This window comes from Polynucleobacter sp. es-GGE-1, assembly GCF_018882005.1.
Taxonomy (GTDB): Bacteria; Pseudomonadota; Gammaproteobacteria; order Burkholderiales; family Burkholderiaceae; genus Polynucleobacter.
Genome location: NZ_JACVPE010000002.1, coordinates 84,136 through 104,426 on the forward strand (window position 1 = coordinate 84,136; position 20,291 = coordinate 104,426).

Sequence of the window (20,291 nt, forward strand, 5' to 3'; positions counted from 1 at the left end):
GTATCTACACTATGAGCGTCACATTCCCAGCATTCGACCAAAAGATTATGACTGTTCCATCAGATGATGGTCCGATTGAGATTGCTTACTTAGTTGGTGGCAGTGGTCCGGCGCTATTGTTATTGCATGGCTTTCCACAAACCAAGGCAATTTGGCAGCAAGTTGCTCCTGCACTCGCTAAACATTACACAGTCATTGCCTCAGATTTGCGAGGTTATGGTGGGTCATCTGCACCACACGGCAAGTCAGACCACTCCACATATTCAAAACGCTCCATGGCAGCGGATCAGCATTCCTTGATGAAGGCTTTAGGTCACGAGCAGTTTTATTTGTTGGGGCATGATCGTGGCGGAAGAGTATCGCATCGCATGGCTATGGACTATCCCAGTAGTATTCAGAAGCTAATGGTCTTGGATATTTCCCCAACACTAACCATGTATGAAAACACCACTATGGAATTTGCCAAAGGGTATTGGCATTGGTTCTTCCTCATTCAACCAGAACCCGTGCCAGAAACCATGATTGGCGCAAACCCCGAGTATTGGTTAAAAAATCACATGGGTCGCCATGCAGGTACTGGAATTTTTAGTCCAGACCGTTGGGCGGAATATTTGGCAGGAGCCAGCAACCCCCAAAGTATGCATGCCATGTGTGAAGACTATCGGGCTGCTGCCACTATTGATCTCGTTCATGATCGAGCAGACCGCGAGTCGTGCAAGAAATTACAAATGCCGATCCATGTCTTATGGGGCGAGCATGGTCTCGTAAATAAATGCTTTAAGCCTCTAGAGGATTGGCAAGAGGTCGCTTATGAAGTCTCAGGGAGGGCCTTAACTTCTGGACATTACATCCCAGAAGAATTGCCTGATGAATTAATAGTCGAAGCGAAAAAATTCTTTAAAGAGTAAGGTAACTCTAGCTGTAACTAAGCTTGTAGTTAAATAAGTTACTCAAACGAATTAATAGGCTAATTTTGGTGCCTTAGTACCTAATGGTGGGCAGGGCATCACTATTTCTGGATTCACTGATAATAATTTTGCGTCTTTGCCGTGGTAATGCATTCGAGATAGAAGATCGGCGATCAGATTCAGGTGAGTTTCTTTTTTGCTATTAGCATTCACCACAGTCCAAGGTGCATCTTTCGAGCTGGTTTGCTCTAACATGAGATCTCTGGCAATGCTATAAGCCTCCCATTTCTTTTGAGCTTGCTCATCAATAGGACTGACCTTCCATTGCTTCAGTGGATCAGTCTTACGACTTTCTAAACGATCGGCCTGTTCTTTTTTATCAATATCTAAATAGTACTTCATGATTTGAATGTTAGAGCCCGTCAATAAAGACTCAAAATCATTCACTGAGCCCATAAAGTGTTTGTACTGGGCTTCAGTGCAGAATCCCATGACTTTTTCAACGCCGGCACGGTTGTACCAACTACGATTAAAGATTGCAAATTCACCAGCAGAAGGCAGCTCTGCTACATAACGCTGGAAATACCATTCGCCTTCCTCGCGAGAGGAGGGTTTTCCAAGAGCAACAACGTGGGTTTCGCGAGGACTCAGATTTTCTGTGAGCCGTTTGATCGTGCCATCTTTGCCAGCGGTATCGCGACCTTCAAGAATGACTAAAAGTTTCAAACCACCTGCAATGATCTCTCGCTGAAGTTTGACTAATTCAATCTGTAAAAGTCGATAGTAACCATGATGATCACTATTGTTATCGTCCTTGCTCACCCTTTAAGCTGCAGAACTCGGTGAGGCCGGCGGAGAAGCTGAACTCTTTTTAGCTGGCGCTTTTCGTGCAGTCGTTTTCTTGGCGGCGGCTTTTTTAACGGGCGCTTTCTTGACCGGGGTTTTCTTGACGGCAGTCTTTTTTACAGGGGGTTTTTTGGTGACCTCTTTCTTTTCCAATTTATCGAGTGCTTTAGCCAACTTATCAATCAATTTTTCACGATCAGATTCGAGCTTATCGAGCTTTTTCATCAGCTGTTTTACTAATTTCTTTTGACTCATGATGTTTCCTATTAGGTGTGATTTTCACAAATGCATCACTCATCCTACGTCTTATTAGGCTCAGTTTCAAGCAATTGTGACGCTATTGGAAATAATTTCTAAAGCTATTGAATAGTGCTACATTGGCTAGATATGTTCAAAACCCTGTCTACATTACCCAAGACTGTTTGGTTAATAGGCCTCATTAGTTTTGTGAATGACTCGGCCAGTGAAATGCTCTATCCCTTGATGCCTTTGTATTTAGCTTCCGTTTTAATGGCAGGGCCTAAAGCGATTGGCATTATTGAAGGTATTGCTGAGGCCACTTCAAGCTTATTCAAACTGGTATCTGGAGTCATCGTAGACAGAACCAAGAAAACAAAACCTTGGATTGTGTTTGGCTATCTTCTCGCTGGCATTGGAAGGCCGCTCATTGCTTTTGCTAATTCATGGCTAGTGGTCCTGATGATTCGATTTACTGACCGTCTGGGTAAGGGGCTCAGAAGCTCTCCCCGGGATGCGCTTCTAGCGGAAAGTGTTCCCGCTAATCAGAGAGGCATTACCTTTGGCTTGCATCGATCTATGGATAATGCTGGTGCGGTCGTTGGTCCCATCTTGGCAGCTTTCTTGCTTGCGCAACATGTACCACTGCGTGAGATCTTTTTCTGGGCCATTATTCCCGGGGTTATTACCGTAATGCTTGCGTTGTGCTTAAAAGAGCCGCCGAGGGTTGCTGGCGATGATGCCCCTTTGAAATTTACCTGGTCTATGGCAGGTCTACCCCCTGAATTTAAGCGCTATATATTGGTAGTTGGCCTTTTTGCATTGAGCAATTCTTCAGACATGTTCTTGCTATTAAGGGCTAGAGAGCTTGGAGTGCCTCAAGAACAAATACCCTTGCTCTGGGCGACGATTTCCCTGATAACGACTGTTTTTGGAACTCCGCTTTCTGCGCTATCGGATCGATTTAGCCGTCGATATTTCATAGCCATCGCTTGGGCTGCATATGCCCTGATTTATGCCGGTATGAGCTACTCCAACCTGACAGTTGGCTGGCTTTTTGGTTTATTCGCGCTTTATGGCCTATTTAAGGCGGCAACCGAAGGGGTAGAGAAGGCTCTTGTGGCAGATTTAGCCCCTAGCGGATTAACTGGGACAGCCTTTGGTTGGTTCAATTTGAGTTCTGGAATCATGCTTCTTCCAGCTTCTTTAATCTTTGGTTGGCTTTATGAGTCTAGTAGCCCAACTACCGCATTTCTTTTTTCAGGTGCCTGCTCAGCTTTCGCAGTGCTCCTATTAATCTTCTGGGTATATAGGCCCATAAAAGAAAAAACCTAAATACATCAAGTATTTAGGTTTATTTCTTAAGGTGTTACTTATTCTGGATGGAAGTTATTGCTAGCCATGAAGCTGATAGTGCGTTCAAGGCCAAGAATTCGGATATAACGCCATGCAATATCGCGATATTTGCTGTCTAAGTAACCAATAGCCACTTCAGGCGTTCTTTTGGATACATCATTTTGCTGAATAGCGCGGGCCCAACGTTTGAGTCTTGTTGACATATTTGTCACCTCCATGGCCATACAACGCATCAGAAAGAAGTCTAGATGACAGAAAATACAAAAAATTCCTAAAAAATCAGAAATTTCTTAAATAGACACGACTTTATGTGGATTGAGGATGTTTTGAGGGTCCAGAGCCCGTTTTAAGATCTTCATCAGGTCGTGGGCAACTTCACCCTTATGAGCCCGCAAACCATCTAATTTAAGCTGGCCAACCCCATGTTCAGCAGAAATAGAGCCCTGGCAGCGCTCAACTTGAGCATAGATCAGATCATGAATCGGCTTTTCATTGACCAAATTGAATGCCTTTGGGTCTACTCCTAATGGGGGAGCAATGTTGTAGTGAAGGTTGCCATCGCCTAAGTGGCCAAAATTGATAATTCTGACCCCCGGGTATTTCAAGCGCATCAAAGTATCTGTTTCCTGAATAAAGCTTTCCAAGGCTGAAAGCGGAATGGTGATGTCATGTTTGAGGTTGGCGCCTTCTTGAGCCTGAGCGAGGGTGATGTGCTCTCGCATCTGCCAGAAGGTATTGGCCTGAGCTAGACTATTTGCAATCACGGCATCGGCAATCAATCCTGCCTCAAATGCCTCTTCCAGGATCGTTTCTAGCAGTTGCCTCACATGGGCTTCACTTTCATGATCTGATAATTCAATCAAGACGGTGTAGGGTGGATTTCCCTTTAGGGGATTTGCCATCTGCGGAAAATGCTTTTCGTTGAGGGCCAAGGATTCTTGGGTCATCATCTCAAATCCGGTCAAAAGGGAAGTGGCACGCTTTTGAAATAAATTTAGTAGAGCGATGGTTGAGGCAACGCTATCGGCTGCCACTAAGGTTGTCCATTGAGAGATTGGCAGCGGGTATAACTTCATGACAGCGGCAGTAATAATGCCTAAAGTACCCTCAGAGCCAATAAAGAGGTCTCGTAAATCGTATCCAGTATTGTCTTTGCGTAAACCTTTTAAGCCATTCCAGATTTCACCTTGCGCGGTTACTACCTCGAGACCAAGGCACAGATCGCGGGTATTGCCATAACGCAGCACGTTAGTGCCACCAGCATTGGTAGCTAAATTACCCCCAATCATGCAGCTACCTTCTGCCCCTAAGCTCAAAGGAAATAAGAAGTCTTGCTCGGCAGCTTTTTCCTGAACCGCTTGCAAAATACAACCTGCTTCAAGAGTAATCGTTTGGTTAGCAACATCAATTTCTCGAATGGTATTCATACGCTTTAAGTTGAGCACAATCTGTTTACCAGAGTCATCTGGTGTAGCGCCCCCACAAAATCCAGTATGACCACCTTGGGGAACCACAGCAATTTGGTTGGCTGCACACAGTTGCACAATCTTGGCTACTTCTTGGGCTGTTTTAGGTAAGACCACGGCCAAGGCTTTGCCCGTGTAACGCTTGCGCCAATCAGTGAGATAAGGTGCCTTATCCTGATCTGCGGTCAGAATAAATTTCTGCTCTAGAATTTGATGGAGCTCGCCAAGGATCTGATTCATTTTTGCGCTGCTTGTAACTTTTGTTTAGCTAAGCTCTTCGCTTCTTTTTTAATGGGCTTTAAATACATTAACAAACAAACAAAACCAATCGTTGCTAATACAGTTTCTAAGACAGCCATCCAAAAATTGGCACCAGTTTCTAGGATGCGAACTAAGCCTTCGGTGATGTAGAGCAAGATCAACATGGAAGCCCATTGCATGGTGTAAACCTGACCTTTCCAGAGGCCTGGAATAGCAAATAGCAATGGGATGCCTTTCAGAATCAGCCAAGAGCCACCAGGTCGCAGAGGCGAGATAAACCACTCCCAAGCAACACACAAAATGAACAAATCAATAAATGCAGCGGTAGCAATTAATTGATAGGGATTTTTATCCAGAATTTTCATAGCCATCATGCATTAAGTCTTGATCAGCTTCAGTGCGGTTTGTGCGAGACGTTTACCTTGCGCTTTTGCTAAGCGTTGTTCTTCTGGACTAATCGGAGCATTCCCATCGGCATGGGCAAGATGAGTTACGCCATAGGGGCTTCCACCTGTGGCAGAGGACATTAAATCAGATTCGCTATAAGGTAAACCAAGAATCAGCATGCCGTGATGAAGCAGGGGAATCATCATCGTCAGCAGAGTGCTTTCTTGTCCGCCATGCATGCTGCCGGTGCTGGTAAACACGCAAGCTGGTTTACCGATGAGTGCACCACTTAACCATTGGGAAGAGCTGCCATCCCAAAAGTATTTCATGGGAGCGGCCATATTGCCAAAACGGGTAGGCGAACCGAGTGCCAATCCAATGCATTCTTGTAAATCAGAATACTCAACATAGGGGGCGCCTTCGGTTGGGACCGCAGGTTCGCTAGACTCGCAAACGGTGGAAACCGGAGGAACCGTTCTGAGACGAGCATTGACCCCAGGAACGCTTTCAATACCCTCGGCAATGAGTCGCGCTAAATCTCTGGTTGCCCCATAGCGGGAGTAGTACAAAACTAAAATATCGTGTTGGTTCATATTCTCTTATGATACGGCGATGCGCCTTTTTCGTAACCCCCAATTATGGCTCTCTCTTGCTAAAGAGATCTGGGAGGGTAATCGAGACCAAAAACTGAACCAAATCGCAGCCAGCTTAGCCTACACAACGATTCTCTCCTTGGTTCCTATGGTCACGATTGCAACCATGCTGATTGGCTATTTACCCAAGGTGATTCAGATTAAAAATGCCTTTAAGACTTGGCTATTAGATACTTATATGCCGGGCGGGATTAATCAACAGTTCTTTATTTACTTGGATCAGTTTTCTGCGCAAGCCAGGGGCTTAACTCTTTTGGGTTTAGCTGGCTTATTTATTACTGCCATCATGACTTTGTCAGTCATTGAAGGGGCATTTAATCAAATCTTCAAGGTACAAAGAAATCGCCCGCTTCATAAAAAGATTGTGATTTATGGGGCTGCGACCATTTTGGGACCCATATTATTAGGACTAGGTATCTACTTAAGTGGCGTCTTATTAAGCGCTTCTCAGGGCTGGACGGAGGCAGTCTCCATTGGTTTTCGTCTCATCGCTACAGTGACACCACTATTTTTGGCTGTCTTGGTTTATACGGTTGTTTACAAGATCCTGCCGTATTCTCAAATTTTTTGGAAAGATGCTATCTTTGGTGCTTTCTTTGCCGCCCTCAGCTTTGAAATCATGAAGTTTGGGTTTGCAGTCTTTTTAACCCATACCGCTTTTTATAAAACGGTTTATGGCGCCTTTGCTATCTTTCCGCTAGCCTTGCTTTGGATTTACCTGACTTGGTGGATTACTTTGGCTGGAGCCGTCCTAGTAGCGAATCTACCAAGCATTCGAAGTGGCGTCATTAGGGTTATTCGTTACTAAAACAAACAATAAATCTTGATTCGGTGCTTGCTTGGGTCTATATTGAACTGAGATATTCATTGTTTTGGAGACGACATGAAAGTTCATGACATTCTGCGTGTGAAGGGCAGCACTTTATTTACCGTTGCGCCCGAGACTGCTTTGCAAACGGCAGTGCTGATTATGAGCGAGCATGACATTGGCTCTTTGGTTGTGATGGAGTATGACAAGCTAGTTGGGATCCTCACTTTTCGTGAAGTGATTGCAGCATTAGCAAGCCATCATGGGAAATTAGATGATTTGCAAGTCAATGCAGTGATGAATCAGAAGCCTTTGACCTGCAATATGGAAACTGAAATCGATGAAGTACGTCGCATGATGTTAGTTGATCATGCTCGTTACCTGCCAGTAGTTGATCAAAAGATGTTGATGGGTGTGATCTCTTTTTATGATGTAGCAAAATCTGTTGTAGAAGCTCAAGACTTCGAGAACTCGATGCTCAAGGCCTATATACGCGACTGGCCAGAAGATACTGAAAAGGCCGCTAATTAAGGATTTCTAGTCGAATATTCAGGACAAATGACATAATGTGGGTATGTCAGGAAATACTTTAGGCCTTCTTTTTACTGTTACCACTTTTGGTGAATCACACGGTCCCGCGATCGGGGCTGTGGTTGATGGTTGCCCTCCCGGCATGCTTTTGAGTGAGGCTGATCTACAAACTGACCTAGATCGTCGTAGGCCTGGCACCTCTCGTCACGTCACTCAACGCAAAGAAGAAGATAGGGTTGAGATTTTGTCGGGTGTTTTTGAAGGCAAAACGACCGGTGCGCCCATTGGTCTATTGATACGCAATACCGACCAACGGAGTCAAGACTACGGCGATATATTGCAAACATTCCGACCTGGTCATGCCGACTATGCCTATCACCATAAATATGGACTGCGTGATCCACGGGGCGGCGGCCGTTCTTCAGCTCGCCTCACAGCACCTGTTGTGGCAGCTGCAGCTATTGCAAAAAAATGGCTGCAGCAACAATACGGCACAGAGTTTTACGGCTATATGAGCCAACTCGGCGATATCGAAATTCCGTTCGAGGATGTTGCACAGATTGAACAAAATCCTTTTTTTGCTGCGAATGCCAAGATCATTCCGCAATTAGAGACTTATATGGATGAACTGCGCAAAGCAGGAGATTCTTGTGGGGCTCGAATTGAGGTGCGTGCTCGTAATGTACCTATCGGTCTTGGAGAGCCCTTGTTTGATAAGCTTGATGCAGATATTGCCCATGCCATGATGGGGATCAATGCTGTAAAAGGAGTTGAAATTGGTTCTGGCTTTCAGTCAGTGGCTCAGCGCGGCAGTGAACATGGTGATGAATTATTTCCTGATGGCTTTGCCAGCAATCATGCCGGCGGTACATTGGGTGGCATCAGCACTGGTCAAGACCTGCGAGTATCGATTGCGATCAAACCAACTTCAAGCATCATGAGCCCTAAACAATCCATTGATCTCCATGGTAAGCCCATGACTGTTCAAACTAAGGGACGTCATGATCCTTGTGTTGGTATACGAGCAACCCCAATCGCTGAAGCGATGCTGGCTTTAGTCCTCATGGATCATGCATTGCGTCATCGCGCTCAGTGCGCCGATGTCAAGCTTGAGGTATCGCCTATTCCTGCGGCACGACCTGGCTCCAAAAGCGATTAGTAAATCCCACTAAGATGACGCCTTCGCTTCGCTGGGCCTTCGGGTCCTTTTTCTTTTTATATTTTGCTTATGTTGGCTTGGTTTCACCGTATGCCAGCCTTTTCTTCTTAGATCATGGTTTTAATGTCATCGAGATTGCTGTACTGATGTCGATGCTACAAATTACCCGTATCGTTGGTCCATTTAGTTGGGGTTGGCTTTCAGATTACCTCTCTAATCGCATCGGCATCATTCGTGTTTGTGCTTGTTTAGCCGCCTTAGTCTTCGTATGTATCTTTTTTTTACATAGCTACTTCAGCTTCTTTATTTGGATGTTTGTATTACATACGATCTTGAGTAGTCAAATGCCTTTGGGCGAGACGGCAACTATTCATGCTTTATACAAAGATAATTCGTTTGATCAGCGTTATGGACGCCTGCGCTTATGGGGTTCAATCGGGTTCATCACCATGGTTTTATTTGCAGGTGAATTATTTCAGCGTAAAGGTATTGAGTTATATCCAATAGTTGGCGTCATTGTGTTATTTGCTTTGGCACTCATTACTTTTTTCTTGCACGAGCCCAAGATGGAGCGTCGCAAAATGGTGAAAGGCGAGTTACTCATTGTGCTTTTTAATCCAGACGTAAGGTGGTTTTTGATCTCTGGCTTTTTCATGATCTTCGCCCATGCTGCTTTATACGTTTTCTATTCGCTTTATCTGGCAGACCTTGGTTACGACAAATTTCATATCGGCTTGTTTTGGGCTTTAGGAGTTGCCGCAGAAGTAATCTTCTTTTACTTCCAAAATAAATTGCTGAGCCGTTTGGATGCCGAGGTGATATTGCAAGGGGCATTTGGAATTGGTGTCATCCGCTTCATTCTGACTGCCTTTTTACCAATCACTTCTGTATTGATTGTTGCGCAGTTGATGCACGCTGCTACTTTTGCAGCTCACCACAGTGCTGCCACAAAATTACTGCAGCGCTGGTTTACTGGTCCCTTACAAGCAAGGGGGCAAGCCATTATGGCTACCGTTTCTTACGGTTTAGGCGGCACTATTGGTGGACTATGTGCCGGTTGGATTTGGGATCTTTCTCAACCTCGAGATGTCTTTGTGATGTCCGCTTTTGCTTGTGGAATAGCGGGGATGGCAATTCAGAAAATGAGACCTCATCACCATCCAACTGAAAAGGTTGGTAGTTAAGAAGCCAAGAGCCCTTACTCAGCAATGCTTACTGAACTTTTGCCTTCGCACGAAGTTTTTGCATCATCTCGGTAAATTTAGCTTTCTGCCAATTTTGATCAGAAGCAATCATCTGTTTCAACTCTGCCTTGAGTTCGTCAAAGCTAGGCGCCTTCATATCTCGAGAGTCAACTGTCTTAATGATGTGCCAGCCAAACTGTGATTTCACTGGTTTATCAGTCATTTGACCGTTCTTTAGTTGCACCATTGCCTTAGAGAACTCTGGAACAAGTGCTTTGTCATTTACCCAGCCAAGGTCGCCGCCGTTCGTCGCTGAACCCGGATCCTTTGACTTGGCTTTAGCAATCTCTCCAAAGTTGCCGCCGGCTTTGATTTGAGCAATGATGGCTTTTGCATCAGTCTCTTTCTCAACCAAAATATGCTCGACATGGTATTCCTTGCCGGTATATTGCGTCTTAACCGATTCATAAGCAGCCTTGAGTTCAGCCTCAGTGACACCTTCTTTTTCGATATAGTCTTCAAATACAGCAGCAACTAAGATGCCTACGCGCGATTGCTCTAACTGTTCACGCACAGATTCTTTTTGAATCACACCACGTTTATCAGCCTCTTGCAGAATTAATTCTTTAGTCACCAGCATTTCACGTGCTTGATCGCGTACCTGAGGGTTGTCTCCTTGCCCTGACTTTTGCACCAATTTATCTAGCTGAGCTTTGGGGATGGACTTGCCATTCACGATGGCTGCATTTTGCGCAAAAGCTGGCGCTGAAATCAGGAGTGCGGCTAGGCTAAAAGAGATCAGGTGACGGGTATTTAACATGGTGACTATCAAGTAAAAGTAATGGATTGCAAGAGTGTAAAGCAGGCTAGATGTTGGCTTCCTGTGGAGTCTGGGCAGTAATCGTTAAGGCATGGATTTCGCTAGGAATATGGCGATGCAAAGCGGCGTAAATTGCCCGATGACGGGCGACCAGAGTTAATCCCTGAAATTCTGGGGCAACGATGGTGACCTTAAAGTGTCCACCGCCTGAGGCTGCACCCGCATGCCCCGCATGCAGATGACTCTCGTCTTCGATCTGTAGCCGTTGAATATCAAAAGCCTTATTTAAATCTTCTTCAAATAGGGCAATGCGTTTTTGGTTAAGGGTCATTGTTCTGGATGCTCCATATGGCGTGATAGCCAAACACCTTGGATGATGACAAAGGCTACCAGTAGTCCAGTACTGCCAAAGAGTTTGAAATTGACCCAGGTTTCCTCAGAATATTCAAATGCAATATATAAGTTGAGGGCGCCCATGAAGAAAAAGAAGGCTGACCATGCCAGATTGAGTCGATGCCATACAGAGTGGGAACTCTCAGGTTTGAGGCTTACCTGCTTACCCATTAATACTTCAATCCAATTCTTATTAAAGAACTGTGCACTGATAAGCAAAGCACCTGAAAAGAGCCAATAGAGGGCGGTTGGCTTCAATTGAATAAAGGTCTTATCGTGCAAGAAAATGGTTAGGCTTCCAAAGACAATAATCATCACCAGGCTGACCCATTGCATTGCATCGATTTTGCGATGACGATAATAGACCCAGAGAATCTGTCCGATGGTGGCAACCATGGCTACGATAGTCGCCGTATAGATATCACCAAATTTAAAGGCGATAAAGAACAGAATAATGGGGAAGAGGTCAAATAAAAATTTCATAGGTAGGATTATCCCGCTATTTAGCTCACAAGCCTTTTTAAGGCCTTAGTCTTTTTTACTTGCTTGGGCATTCTCACTGGGATCAAAGCTCAAAGAGGCAGAGTTGATGCAGTAACGTAGACCAGTAGGCATGGGGCCATCATCAAAGACATGCCCTAAATGGGCATCACAGTTGGCACAACGTACTTCAGTACGAATCATGCCGTGAGTCGTGTCACGCACTTCCTTGATAGATGATGTCTCTTGAGGGGCGTTATAGCTTGGCCATCCGCAACCAGCATTAAATTTGGTATCAGACAAGAAGAGGGGGGTGCCACAGCACACACAAGTATATTTGCCTTGAGCCCAATGATCCCAATACTTGCCACTAAAAGGCCTCTCAGTTGCCGCTTCACGAGTAACTCGATACTCAATATCGCTGAGGATTTTTTTATATTCTTGATCTGTTTTTTTCATCTATGCTCCGATAAGTATTATCTATTCCCAACTCTTAAGAAGAGCAACTCACTGCAACTCTTTCTAGATCTGCAGGTGGTGGCGCTGCATACTCTTCATGCTCATGCTGCTCATCATAAGGCTTGCTGAGGATATCCATTAATAGCGTGATTTCTGAAAAGTCATGTTGTTGTGCTTTATCAATAGCCGCTTGTGCTAAATGATTACGCAAAATATATTTAGGATTCACTAAGTTCATCGCCTGCATTCTTGCAGCATCTTGACTAGATTCTGATATGAGGCGCTGAAGATAATCTGTAAACCACTGGTCTATTACCACACGATCGACGAATTGATCTCTTAGCGTGATTTTCTCAATGGCTTGCTCTAATTTAACTTGGCTAAGTTGTCTAAAGAAGCTGGTGAAATCCACGCTTGAATCATGCATTGCCTGCAATAAGCGCTCTATCAGTTGAATGTCGCTATCTTGAGAGGTTTGTAACCCTAATTTTTGTCTGAATATAGATTGCCATGCTTGTGCATAGGCCACAGGAAATTCTTCTAAAGCTTCACGTAATATTGATTGGGCTTGGCTTTCATCATTAGTAAGCTCAAGGAGTGGTAGGAAGGCGCTGGCTAAGCAGGCCATATTCCAATGCATGATTTGAGGTTGGCGATGGTATGCGTACCTACCTCCGTGATCACTATGGTTGCAAATATGATCTATTTCAAAATGATCTAAGAACCCAAATGGTCCGTAGTCCATCGTCAGGCCAAGTGCGCTGATATTGTCACTATTTAAGACTCCATGGCAGAAACCAACAGACTGCCATTGCGCCACTAACTTGGCATTACGCACGCTGATGTGTTTGAATAGCTCGAGATAAGGTTCAACATTGTTTTTGCATTCAGGGTAATGATCCTGAATTAATAAATCGGCTAGCTCTTTGAGCCGCACGATGCTTTGTGTAGAAGCGAAGTGCTCAAAATGACCGACTCGAATAAAGCTAGGCGATAAGCGCGCACAAACAGCAGCAGTCTCCATCGTTTCGCGGACAACTGGCAATGCTGAACCAACAACTGAAAGCGCTCTAGTTGTTGGGATGCCGAGTGCATTCATGGCCTCGCTACATAAAAATTCTCGAATAGAAGATCTGAGGACGGCTCGTCCATCACCCATACGGGAATACAGAGTTTTGCCAGCACCTTTGAGTTGAATTTCTTGGTCATTAGTCTCGCCGAGCAAAATCGCTCTGCCATCACCCAATTGACCAGCCCAGACCCCAAACTGATGACCGCTATAGACTGTTGCAATTGGCTTAGCAAAATCATGCTTGCCGGTACTTAAGGAGTTTCCCGCTAGAAGCTCTAGCCATGTGGGATCAGAAGGCAAGCCATCCTGAGAAACCGCCAGCTGAATAAGATTGGCTGCAGAAGGTGAAAATGCTACCCAATAAGGATCTGGAATTGGGCTCGGAAAGGTGATCTGGCAGACGTCATCGCCACTTAAAGTAAAGGCCATCAAGCTATTCTAGGTGTATTCCCAAAATGGTGCTCAAGCCTCTAAAATTAGCAGTATGACTAAACAAGTACAAATTAATCCCCAAACTCAACTCGCCAATTTGGGTGAGGAGTTAAATGTTCCTTTTTTAAAACTATTGGGCGTTCGCTTTCTCAGTGCTGAGATGGGAAAGGGAGAAATCCTTTTGGCCCTAAAGCCAGAGCATACCAATACCTGGGCAGTGGCTCATGGCGGTGTGTTATTAACCTTGATGGATGTCGCGATGGCTGTTGCTGCTAGATCTGGCGATCCGAGTGATCGTAGTGTAGTCACCATTGAGCTCAAGAATAATTTTATGCAAGCTGCTAATGGAGTCTTGCGAGTGAAAGCAGATACAGTTCGTAGAACAGCAACTATGGCATTTTGTGAAGCAAAGCTCTACAACGATCAAGGGGAAGTCTGTTGCATGGCAACGGGAACATTCCAATACATTAAGCGTCTGCCAACACGCGATAGCAGCGGTGAGCGGGTAGTGAACGAAGACCTTCGTTCAAAATAAAATGAACGCGTTTTTAAACTGATAGATTTGAGCCAGGCGCGGTACTTAATGCGCCGGTGACGACATCATGGCCAACAGTACCGCTAGCATCAAAGCGACGTTCCACCATCTCAAATTGCCCATCTTTACGGACTCTTAAAACAGTGCTGGAACGTGTTCCATACGAGGGTGTTTTGATGAACGCAGGGGATAGCGCTTTTTCCCACTCTCTGCTAACACCGGTGCTGGGTAATTCATGATCGCTAGCATGGTGGGTATCGGCTAATAGCTTAAGATATTGATCGGCACTTTTGAGCTGACCATGATCCATTGCCAATACTTGGGCAAAAGCTGCTACCCGATGATTGACTTTAGGCCAAGGAGTATCCAGCATCGCATTAGATAAACCATACACGCCAGGGTTAAGCGGTTGATGCGGAAAGACTTTACGAGGGCGAATATTTTGACCTACTAACATGCGATTACTGACCCAATGCATTTCTGCATTTTGTGGATCGCTTAAATCTGCCATCAATAAATTAAAGCCGTTGTATTGATTAAAGCGTTTCGAGTTTTCTCCCATGAACTCGGCCGGCTTATCTTTACTGGTGAGATACATCAAGGAAAGCTCACCACGTGTTCTAGCATCAGGATTCTTTTCGCTAGGCGCGCGCACATTCGTTAAGGCGGCAAACTTTCCCGTTTTCGTAAAGCCCAGCCAAGTACCAGGACTACCCAAGACATCGGCACGATCTCTGCCCGCTAAAACATGGGGGTGTTCTTGCCAATAGGCGATGCCTTCAGTGTCGCGCTCATAAAACTCATCACGATTCGCCGCAACTACTAAAGAGTAGTCAGGATGTGAATTCCAGGCAAAAAGAATCAGGCACATGAAATGGCTTAGGAAGAATTAGATTTCGATTAAGGGATAAGGTAATGAGCCTACTTTTAACACAGGTCCCTGGGGGCTTCCTAGATGAATTTCCCCATGTTCGAGCGCTTCTAATTTGCACTCCACCTGAAGATCGGTTCTGCCAGGGTCTAAGGGGCTAGGGGCTGATAGAACAACCATCCCCGCTGGCTGACTAGGGTCCTGACTATGAAATAACTCAGTACCAGGCTGAGTTGAGTCTATTGGTAGGTCTTTTTCTGAAATATGTGCCAAAAATAGACGTCTTTTGATGGCGCCACGATATTGGCTACGGGCCACGATTTCTTGTCCTGGATAGCAACCTTTTTTGAAGTCCACCCCAGCAACCGATTCAAAATTAATCATTTGCGGGACAAACTGTTCTTGCGTCGCCAATACGATACGGGGAATAGCACTTAAAACTTCTAAATCATTCCATACATCAAGTGCAGCCTGATCGCATGATTCATTGACCTTCTCTTGAGCAATCAATACACGACCATAGGATTGATTGCTAGCGAGCACATCAGGCAAGCGCAATCCAATTTGAAAGTCATTAATTGCGAAAGATGAGATCGCATCACTCAAGTCAAAGTATCCAGAAATATTCCAGAGCGCCGAAACATCAGTTACCTTGACCTTAGAGCGCAATACAAACATTGCCAACCTTTTGGCAGTACTGGCAGCGATATCCTTAGAAATAAATAGCGCGAATCGGTCATCAGTGCTTGCATCTCTGGGCATTAACGCGCCCCATGCGCTGGCAAGTAATCTGCCTTTAGGGCTGCAGTATCCCAACAGTCTTGCTGATGGATAGGAATAAGCAATTTGAGGCGATATAGTGCGGTTTAGACCTAAAACAGAATTCGTGAGCTGATTTTGCAGAAAACTGGCAGCATCTGGACCCTCAACAAAGATGAGGCCCCATTTCGAGAGCGGAGTGAGCCCGGAGGAGGGGACTTGTGCTTGAATTTGCGTGTTTTGATTAGTTTGTGTCATCTCCTTTTATCATAGCCTGATGCGCAGAAAAATTCAGGGAAGATCCTTTTTTAGCCAGAAAAAGACTTGGGGTCGTCGCTTACGATCCTACCTGCTGGTATTGATAGGTGCTCTGGTATTTATTTATGGTGGGATTTTTTTATGGCCTGTTGTGCCAAGCCAGACCAATACTCAAGAGGCATTGCTTTATAAAGTCAAAATTTCTCCGCAATCTAGCTTGGGCAGTATTGCTCAACAATTGCAAGAGCAGGGTCTATCAACCCCCGTGCTGCCGTTTCAAGTCAGTGCCCGCGCATTATTTGTTGGTTCAAAATTAAAGCCAGGAACTTATCTATTGCCGACAGGCGCGAGCCTCGGAAAAATATTGTTACAGATTGCGCGCGGTGATCGAGTGCGGGAAAGTATCGCCATTATTCCTGGCATGACTATATGGCAACTTCGTGCTCTAGTTGATTCCCACCCAGCATTGATACATCAAGCCAAAGGCATTAGCTCAAAAGCTTTATTGCAAAGCCTGAATCTAACTTATCCTGGCGATGAGGGCATCTTCTTTCCAGATACGTATGTATTTGATCCCGATGAACCCGATATCAATATCTACCGGCGCGCCTCTGTGGCAATGCAAAAACAACTTTTACAAGCTTGGGATCAAAAAGATCCCGGCTCCCCTCTCAAAACGCCTTATGAACTCTTGATTTTGTCCTCGATTATTGAGAAAGAAACAGGCCGATCTAGCGACCGAGGCTTAGTAGCAGCAGTGTTTCTGAATCGACTCAATCAAGGCATGAAGCTGCAGACTGACCCTACAGTGATTTATGGCATTGGCAAAGGTTTCGATGGCAACTTGCGTAAGGCAGACCTGCGCAAAGATAGTCCATACAATACCTATATGAACAAAGGATTGCCACCTACGCCTATCGCTATGCCTAGTAAAGAATCGTTGATGGCAGCTGTTCGACCTGCTCAAAGCAAGGCCCTGTATTTTGTGGCCAAGGGGGATGGAACGAGTCATTTTTCACAAACCTTAGGCGAACATGAATCTGCCGTTGATCGCTATCAGCGCAAACTCGCCCCCAAATCGAAATAATATGACTGCAAATTTTCCTGGATATTTCATTAGCTTTGAAGGTATTGATGGTGCTGGTAAGAGTACGCATATCGATGCATTCTGCAAGCTGAAGCAAGAGTGCTACCCAAATCATGAAGTGGTGGTGACTCGTGAGCCAGGTGGAACCCCCTTAGGCGAGCAATTGCGTGGACTCCTATTGGATGCACCGATGAATCTAGAAACTGAGGCATTGTTAATGTTTGCAGCCCGCCGCGAGCATTTAGCGCAAGTGATTGAGCCTGCACTAGCGGCCGGAAAGATTGTGATTTCAGATCGCTTCACCGATGCAAGCTTTGCTTATCAAGGCGGCGGCCGAGGTCTTAGTATTGCGAAATTAAATGATCTGGAACGATGGGTACAAGGTCGTGAGAACGGCACATTACTTCAACCCAATTTAACCATCTTGTTTGATTTACCTGGCGAAGTGGCAGAGGCGCGTCGCTCTAAAGTAAGGGCGCCGGATAAGTTTGAAAAAATGGATCTGAATTTCTTTGAAAAAGTACGCCAAGAATATCTGCGACGGGCTAAAGAAGATCCTCAGCGCTTTCACTTAGTTGATGCGACCCAAACGCCAGAGGCTATTTGGAATGGCTTACAAGCTCTCAAGATTAACTTCTAAATGAATGACTTGATGTTTCCGGCGAAGCAACATAGTAAGGTTGCACCATGGCTGCAACCCTTATGGGAAGGATTAGACTTTCAGCAGTTTCCTAATGCGATTTTGTTACATGGTCAATCAGGTATTGGTAAATTTGCTTTTGCAGTTGAATTAGCAAAAGCTTTGCTGTGCGAATCCAGTCCAGGATCGAGCAAGCCCTGTAATCAATGTGAAGCATGTCATTGGTTTAATACTGGCAACCACCCTGACTTTATTGCTTTGGTACCGGAAACCCACCGCAAACTTTTGCCGCAAGCTGATTATGAGGCAGATGAAGTAACAAAAAAAGGCAAAGTTGCTCGCGATGATTCTGATAGTGAGCCAGCCGAGAAAAAAGAAAAGAAAAATATCTCGATTGAAGAAACCCGCAGTGCGATCGAAAGTCTTTCAATAGGTTCGCATCGGGGTGGTAATCGCATCATCTTAATTTACCCACTTGAAATGCTGCGCTCTGATTCAGCTAACACTCTATTGAAATCACTAGAAGAGCCTCCGGCTAATACTATTTTTATCTTATTGGCGGATCGTGTTGATCGAGTCTTACCAACCATACGATCACGCTGTCGATTGTTGACAGCACCTCGCCCAAATCGCAGCGAGGGCTTGGCATGGCTAAAAGATCAGCTACCTCAGATCGCAGGGTTTAAAGTCATTGATGGGGATATCGAAACGATCTATGACGAGCAGGGCGGGGCACCCTATTCTGTGTTGGATTCCTTAATCGCTCGTCATCATCAAGATGATAAAGATGAGCTAACTATCGCTATTTCCGCCTCTCGTCTTTTATTGCAATCGATGACACAGGGCGGTCGGATTGCCTGGCTAGAAACGGCTGAAAAGATTCATAAAGCGCAATATTCATTTTTACTAGCTACTATGCAACGTTGGGTTTCAGATCTCCAGTTGGTTTCACAGGGTGGAAGTCCTCGTTATTACCCTAAACATCTTCCAACTTTGAAAGGCCTGGCGCAAAACGCCAGAAGCCTCAAACTCCATCAGTTTTGGAAATCGCTAGTGCAAGCTCGTCGTTCAGAAAATCATCCTCTTGCCAGCCGCATTCAACTAGAAGCATTACTTTCTCAATATCAGCAAGTCTTTGAAGGCTAGGGCGCTCAGGCAGACTAAAATGTAGGTATGTTTATCGACTCACACTGCCATCTGGATTTTCCGGAGTTTCAAGCCCGCTTGCCGGAAGTCTTAGCAAATATGAAGGCAGCTAAAGTCAGTCATGCGCTCTGTGTTTCAGTTGATTTGCCAGATTTTCCGAATGTTTTGAAGCTTGCTCAGGATCACCCGCATTTATATGCTTCCGTCGGTGTTCATCCCGACTATGAGGATACCCCCGAGCCAAGCGTCGAATTTTTGGTTGAAACAGCTAAACAACAAGCCAAAATAATTGCCATTGGTGAAACTGGCTTGGATTACTACCGCATGGGCGAGCGTAGCTATGAATCGATGGAGTGGCAAAGAGAGCGCTTTAGAACCCACATTAGGGCCGCACTTTCAGCCAAGAAACCGCTAATTATTCATACACGTTCGGCCTCCGAAGACACCATCAATATTCTGAAGGAAGAGGGTGCTGATGGGATTGGCGGGGTGATGCATTGTTTTACCGAAAGCTTAGAGGTGGCCCGTAAAGCGATGGATATGGGCTTTTATATCTCCTTCTCGGGTATTGTCACCTTTAAGAGTTCTAAAGACCTGCAGGAGACTTGTAAACAGGTTCCTTTAGAGCGCATGCTCATAGAAACAGACTCGCCTTATTTAGCTCCAATTCCTTATCGTGGCAAGACTAATGAACCTGCTTGGGTATCTAAAGTTGGTGAATTTATTGCCAACCTCAAGGGTGTCCCCGTAGAGAAGCTTGCTAGTAGTACAAGTGATAATTTTTACCAATGTTTTCAGATAGATAGAGTGGCTAATTAATGTCGAAGTTTACTTTTAAATCATTAGCTTTATTAGCTATTTTGAGTGCATCAATCAACTCTTATGGGCAAAGTGAAGCGCAAATTGCCAATTTCACTAAAGCAGCCAAGTTTGATGACATCTCAGAGGTGAAAGCACTCATTGCGGCTGGTGTGAGTCCAAATGCAGTGGATTCTAAAGGCGATCCGATGCTCGTCATCGCCATTCGAGATAAATCGGCAAAAGTGATTGATTTTTTACTCAAAGATAAGAATACGGATGTAGATCTATCCAATTCCTTTGGTGAAACGCCCCTAATGATGGCTTCTATAGAGGGTGATTTACCAGTGGTTAAGACTTTGATATTGCAAAATAAGGCCAAAATTGATCATATTGGCTGGACACCGTTGCACTATGCTTGTGCAAAGGGTCAATTGAATGTGGCTCAATTTTTAATCGCCAACGGAGCGATGATCGATTCTAGAGCTCCGAATGGCACCACACCATTGATGATGTCCACTCAAGCAGGCAATGAGGAACTAATAAGATTGCTGCTTGATAAAGGCGCTGACTTACGCATGCGTAATTTGAATGGTTTTTCAGCCATAGATATTGCTGAGATATACCAGAAGCCTTGGATAGCAGATGGGCTCAAATCACGCTGGCAGCGCCTCTATAAGGAGCCATATCCAGGACCCGCTAAAGTCCGGTCAGCCGCTTCTTGATATATCATTTTTGCGTATAA

Annotated in this window: 25 protein-coding genes; 12 read left to right on the plus strand and 13 right to left on the minus strand. The window is 45.0% G+C overall.

The genetic code is table 11. From position 1 onward, the window contains the following. The first annotated feature begins 11 nt into the window (after positions 1–11). A complete protein-coding gene (locus ICN35_RS01420) occupies positions 12–908 on the plus strand; it encodes an alpha/beta fold hydrolase (protein ID WP_216123672.1) in 897 nt (298 codons plus the stop codon). Between the two features lie 51 nt (positions 909–959). Here ICN35_RS01420 and ppk2 read toward each other — a convergent pair whose 3' ends face one another. Further along, entirely contained in the window at positions 960–1,730 is a 771-nt protein-coding gene (gene ppk2 / locus ICN35_RS01425) for a polyphosphate kinase 2 (protein WP_215297098.1), read from the minus strand. 3 nt (positions 1,731–1,733) lie between these two features. Next, positions 1,734–2,009, minus strand: a complete 276-nt coding sequence (locus tag ICN35_RS01430; protein WP_216123674.1) for a serine/threonine protein kinase — start codon at positions 2,007–2,009, stop codon at positions 1,734–1,736. A 132-nt stretch (positions 2,010–2,141) separates the two neighbouring features. Between ICN35_RS01430 and ICN35_RS01435 the strand changes: the two genes are divergently transcribed. After that, complete coding sequence (locus ICN35_RS01435) at positions 2,142–3,326, plus strand: MFS transporter (RefSeq protein WP_216123675.1); 1,185 nt, start codon at positions 2,142–2,144, stop codon at positions 3,324–3,326. A gap of 38 nt (positions 3,327–3,364) precedes the next feature. Here the strand turns inward: ICN35_RS01435 and ICN35_RS01440 are convergent, their stop codons facing one another. The 4 genes from ICN35_RS01440 to wrbA form a co-directional block, all read right to left on the minus strand. Continuing rightward, a complete protein-coding gene (locus ICN35_RS01440) occupies positions 3,365–3,550 on the minus strand; it encodes a hypothetical protein (RefSeq protein ID WP_216123678.1) in 186 nt (61 codons plus the stop codon). An 87-nt stretch (positions 3,551–3,637) separates the two neighbouring features. Beyond that, entirely contained in the window at positions 3,638–5,053 is a 1,416-nt protein-coding gene (locus ICN35_RS01445; RefSeq protein ID WP_216123679.1) for an FAD-binding oxidoreductase, read from the minus strand. Next, on the minus strand, positions 5,050–5,448 hold the full coding sequence (locus ICN35_RS01450; protein ID WP_370625641.1) for a DUF2069 domain-containing protein: 399 nt from the start codon (positions 5,446–5,448) through the stop codon (positions 5,050–5,052). The genes ICN35_RS01445 and ICN35_RS01450 overlap by 4 nt, the downstream gene beginning before the upstream one ends. A gap of 3 nt (positions 5,449–5,451) precedes the next feature. After that, positions 5,452–6,054, minus strand: coding sequence for an NAD(P)H:quinone oxidoreductase (gene wrbA, locus ICN35_RS01455; protein WP_216123682.1), 603 nt, complete (start codon positions 6,052–6,054; stop codon positions 5,452–5,454). 19 nt (positions 6,055–6,073) lie between these two features. Between wrbA and ICN35_RS01460 the strand changes: the two genes are divergently transcribed. From ICN35_RS01460 to ICN35_RS01475, 4 genes are all read left to right on the plus strand, one after another. Further along, positions 6,074–6,922 (plus strand): YhjD/YihY/BrkB family envelope integrity protein, encoded by an 849-nt coding sequence (locus ICN35_RS01460; protein WP_216123685.1) that lies wholly within the window; start codon positions 6,074–6,076, stop codon positions 6,920–6,922. A gap of 75 nt (positions 6,923–6,997) precedes the next feature. Beyond that, positions 6,998–7,453: a CBS domain-containing protein gene (locus ICN35_RS01465; protein WP_216123686.1), complete on the plus strand. Its 456-nt coding sequence runs from the start codon at positions 6,998–7,000 to the stop codon at positions 7,451–7,453. Between the two features lie 43 nt (positions 7,454–7,496). Further along, entirely contained in the window at positions 7,497–8,612 is a 1,116-nt protein-coding gene (gene aroC, locus ICN35_RS01470; protein ID WP_216123688.1) for a chorismate synthase, read from the plus strand. 14 nt (positions 8,613–8,626) lie between these two features. Then, positions 8,627–9,796 (plus strand): MFS transporter, encoded by a 1,170-nt coding sequence (locus tag ICN35_RS01475; RefSeq protein WP_216123690.1) that lies wholly within the window; start codon positions 8,627–8,629, stop codon positions 9,794–9,796. A 28-nt stretch (positions 9,797–9,824) separates the two neighbouring features. Here ICN35_RS01475 and ICN35_RS01480 read toward each other — a convergent pair whose 3' ends face one another. The 5 genes from ICN35_RS01480 to ICN35_RS01500 are packed head-to-tail and all read right to left on the minus strand — an operon-like array spanning position 9,825 to position 13,449. Beyond that, positions 9,825–10,616, minus strand: coding sequence for a peptidylprolyl isomerase (locus ICN35_RS01480; protein ID WP_216123692.1), 792 nt, complete (start codon positions 10,614–10,616; stop codon positions 9,825–9,827). 46 nt (positions 10,617–10,662) lie between these two features. Further along, entirely contained in the window at positions 10,663–10,947 is a 285-nt protein-coding gene (locus ICN35_RS01485; protein ID WP_215320620.1) for a BolA family transcriptional regulator, read from the minus strand. Continuing rightward, on the minus strand, positions 10,944–11,492 hold the full coding sequence (locus ICN35_RS01490) for a septation protein A (protein WP_215320622.1): 549 nt from the start codon (positions 11,490–11,492) through the stop codon (positions 10,944–10,946). Before ICN35_RS01490 ends, ICN35_RS01485 begins: the two co-directional genes overlap by 4 nt. A 45-nt stretch (positions 11,493–11,537) precedes the next feature. Further along, positions 11,538–11,948 carry a peptide-methionine (R)-S-oxide reductase MsrB gene (gene msrB, locus ICN35_RS01495; protein ID WP_216123694.1) on the minus strand — a complete coding sequence of 137 codons (411 nt, stop codon included), beginning with the start codon at positions 11,946–11,948 and terminating at the stop codon, positions 11,538–11,540. A 34-nt stretch (positions 11,949–11,982) separates the two neighbouring features. Then, positions 11,983–13,449: a YdiU family protein gene (locus ICN35_RS01500; RefSeq protein ID WP_216123695.1), complete on the minus strand. Its 1,467-nt coding sequence runs from the start codon at positions 13,447–13,449 to the stop codon at positions 11,983–11,985. Positions 13,450–13,504: 55 nt separating this feature from the next. Between ICN35_RS01500 and ICN35_RS01505 the strand changes: the two genes are divergently transcribed. Next, a complete protein-coding gene (locus ICN35_RS01505) occupies positions 13,505–13,987 on the plus strand; it encodes a PaaI family thioesterase (protein WP_215320628.1) in 483 nt (160 codons plus the stop codon). Positions 13,988–14,000: 13 nt separating this feature from the next. Here ICN35_RS01505 and ICN35_RS01510 read toward each other — a convergent pair whose 3' ends face one another. Next, positions 14,001–14,858 (minus strand): NRDE family protein, encoded by an 858-nt coding sequence (locus ICN35_RS01510; RefSeq protein ID WP_216123697.1) that lies wholly within the window; start codon positions 14,856–14,858, stop codon positions 14,001–14,003. 18 nt (positions 14,859–14,876) lie between these two features. Next, the gene (locus tag ICN35_RS01515; protein WP_216123699.1) at positions 14,877–15,875 is read right to left on the minus strand and encodes a folate-binding protein YgfZ; all 999 of its coding nucleotides are present in this window, start codon (positions 15,873–15,875) and stop codon (positions 14,877–14,879) included. Between the two features lie 19 nt (positions 15,876–15,894). On the opposite strand from ICN35_RS01515, the gene mltG reads away from it, so the two are divergent. From mltG to ICN35_RS01540, 5 genes are read left to right on the plus strand one after another with little or no spacing between them, the layout of a single operon-like run. Then, positions 15,895–16,962 carry an endolytic transglycosylase MltG gene (gene mltG / locus ICN35_RS01520; protein WP_216123700.1) on the plus strand — a complete coding sequence of 356 codons (1,068 nt, stop codon included), beginning with the start codon at positions 15,895–15,897 and terminating at the stop codon, positions 16,960–16,962. Between the two features lies 1 nt (position 16,963). Next, positions 16,964–17,602, plus strand: coding sequence for a dTMP kinase (tmk, locus tag ICN35_RS01525; protein WP_216123702.1), 639 nt, complete (start codon positions 16,964–16,966; stop codon positions 17,600–17,602). Continuing rightward, entirely contained in the window at positions 17,603–18,748 is a 1,146-nt protein-coding gene (locus ICN35_RS01530) for a DNA polymerase III subunit delta' (RefSeq protein WP_255535670.1), read from the plus strand. A gap of 27 nt (positions 18,749–18,775) precedes the next feature. Beyond that, positions 18,776–19,567, plus strand: coding sequence for a TatD family hydrolase (locus ICN35_RS01535; RefSeq protein ID WP_216123704.1), 792 nt, complete (start codon positions 18,776–18,778; stop codon positions 19,565–19,567). After that, a complete protein-coding gene (locus tag ICN35_RS01540; RefSeq protein ID WP_216123706.1) occupies positions 19,567–20,271 on the plus strand; it encodes an ankyrin repeat domain-containing protein in 705 nt (234 codons plus the stop codon). The genes ICN35_RS01535 and ICN35_RS01540 overlap by 1 nt, the downstream gene beginning before the upstream one ends. Positions 20,272–20,291 lie beyond the last annotated feature (20 nt).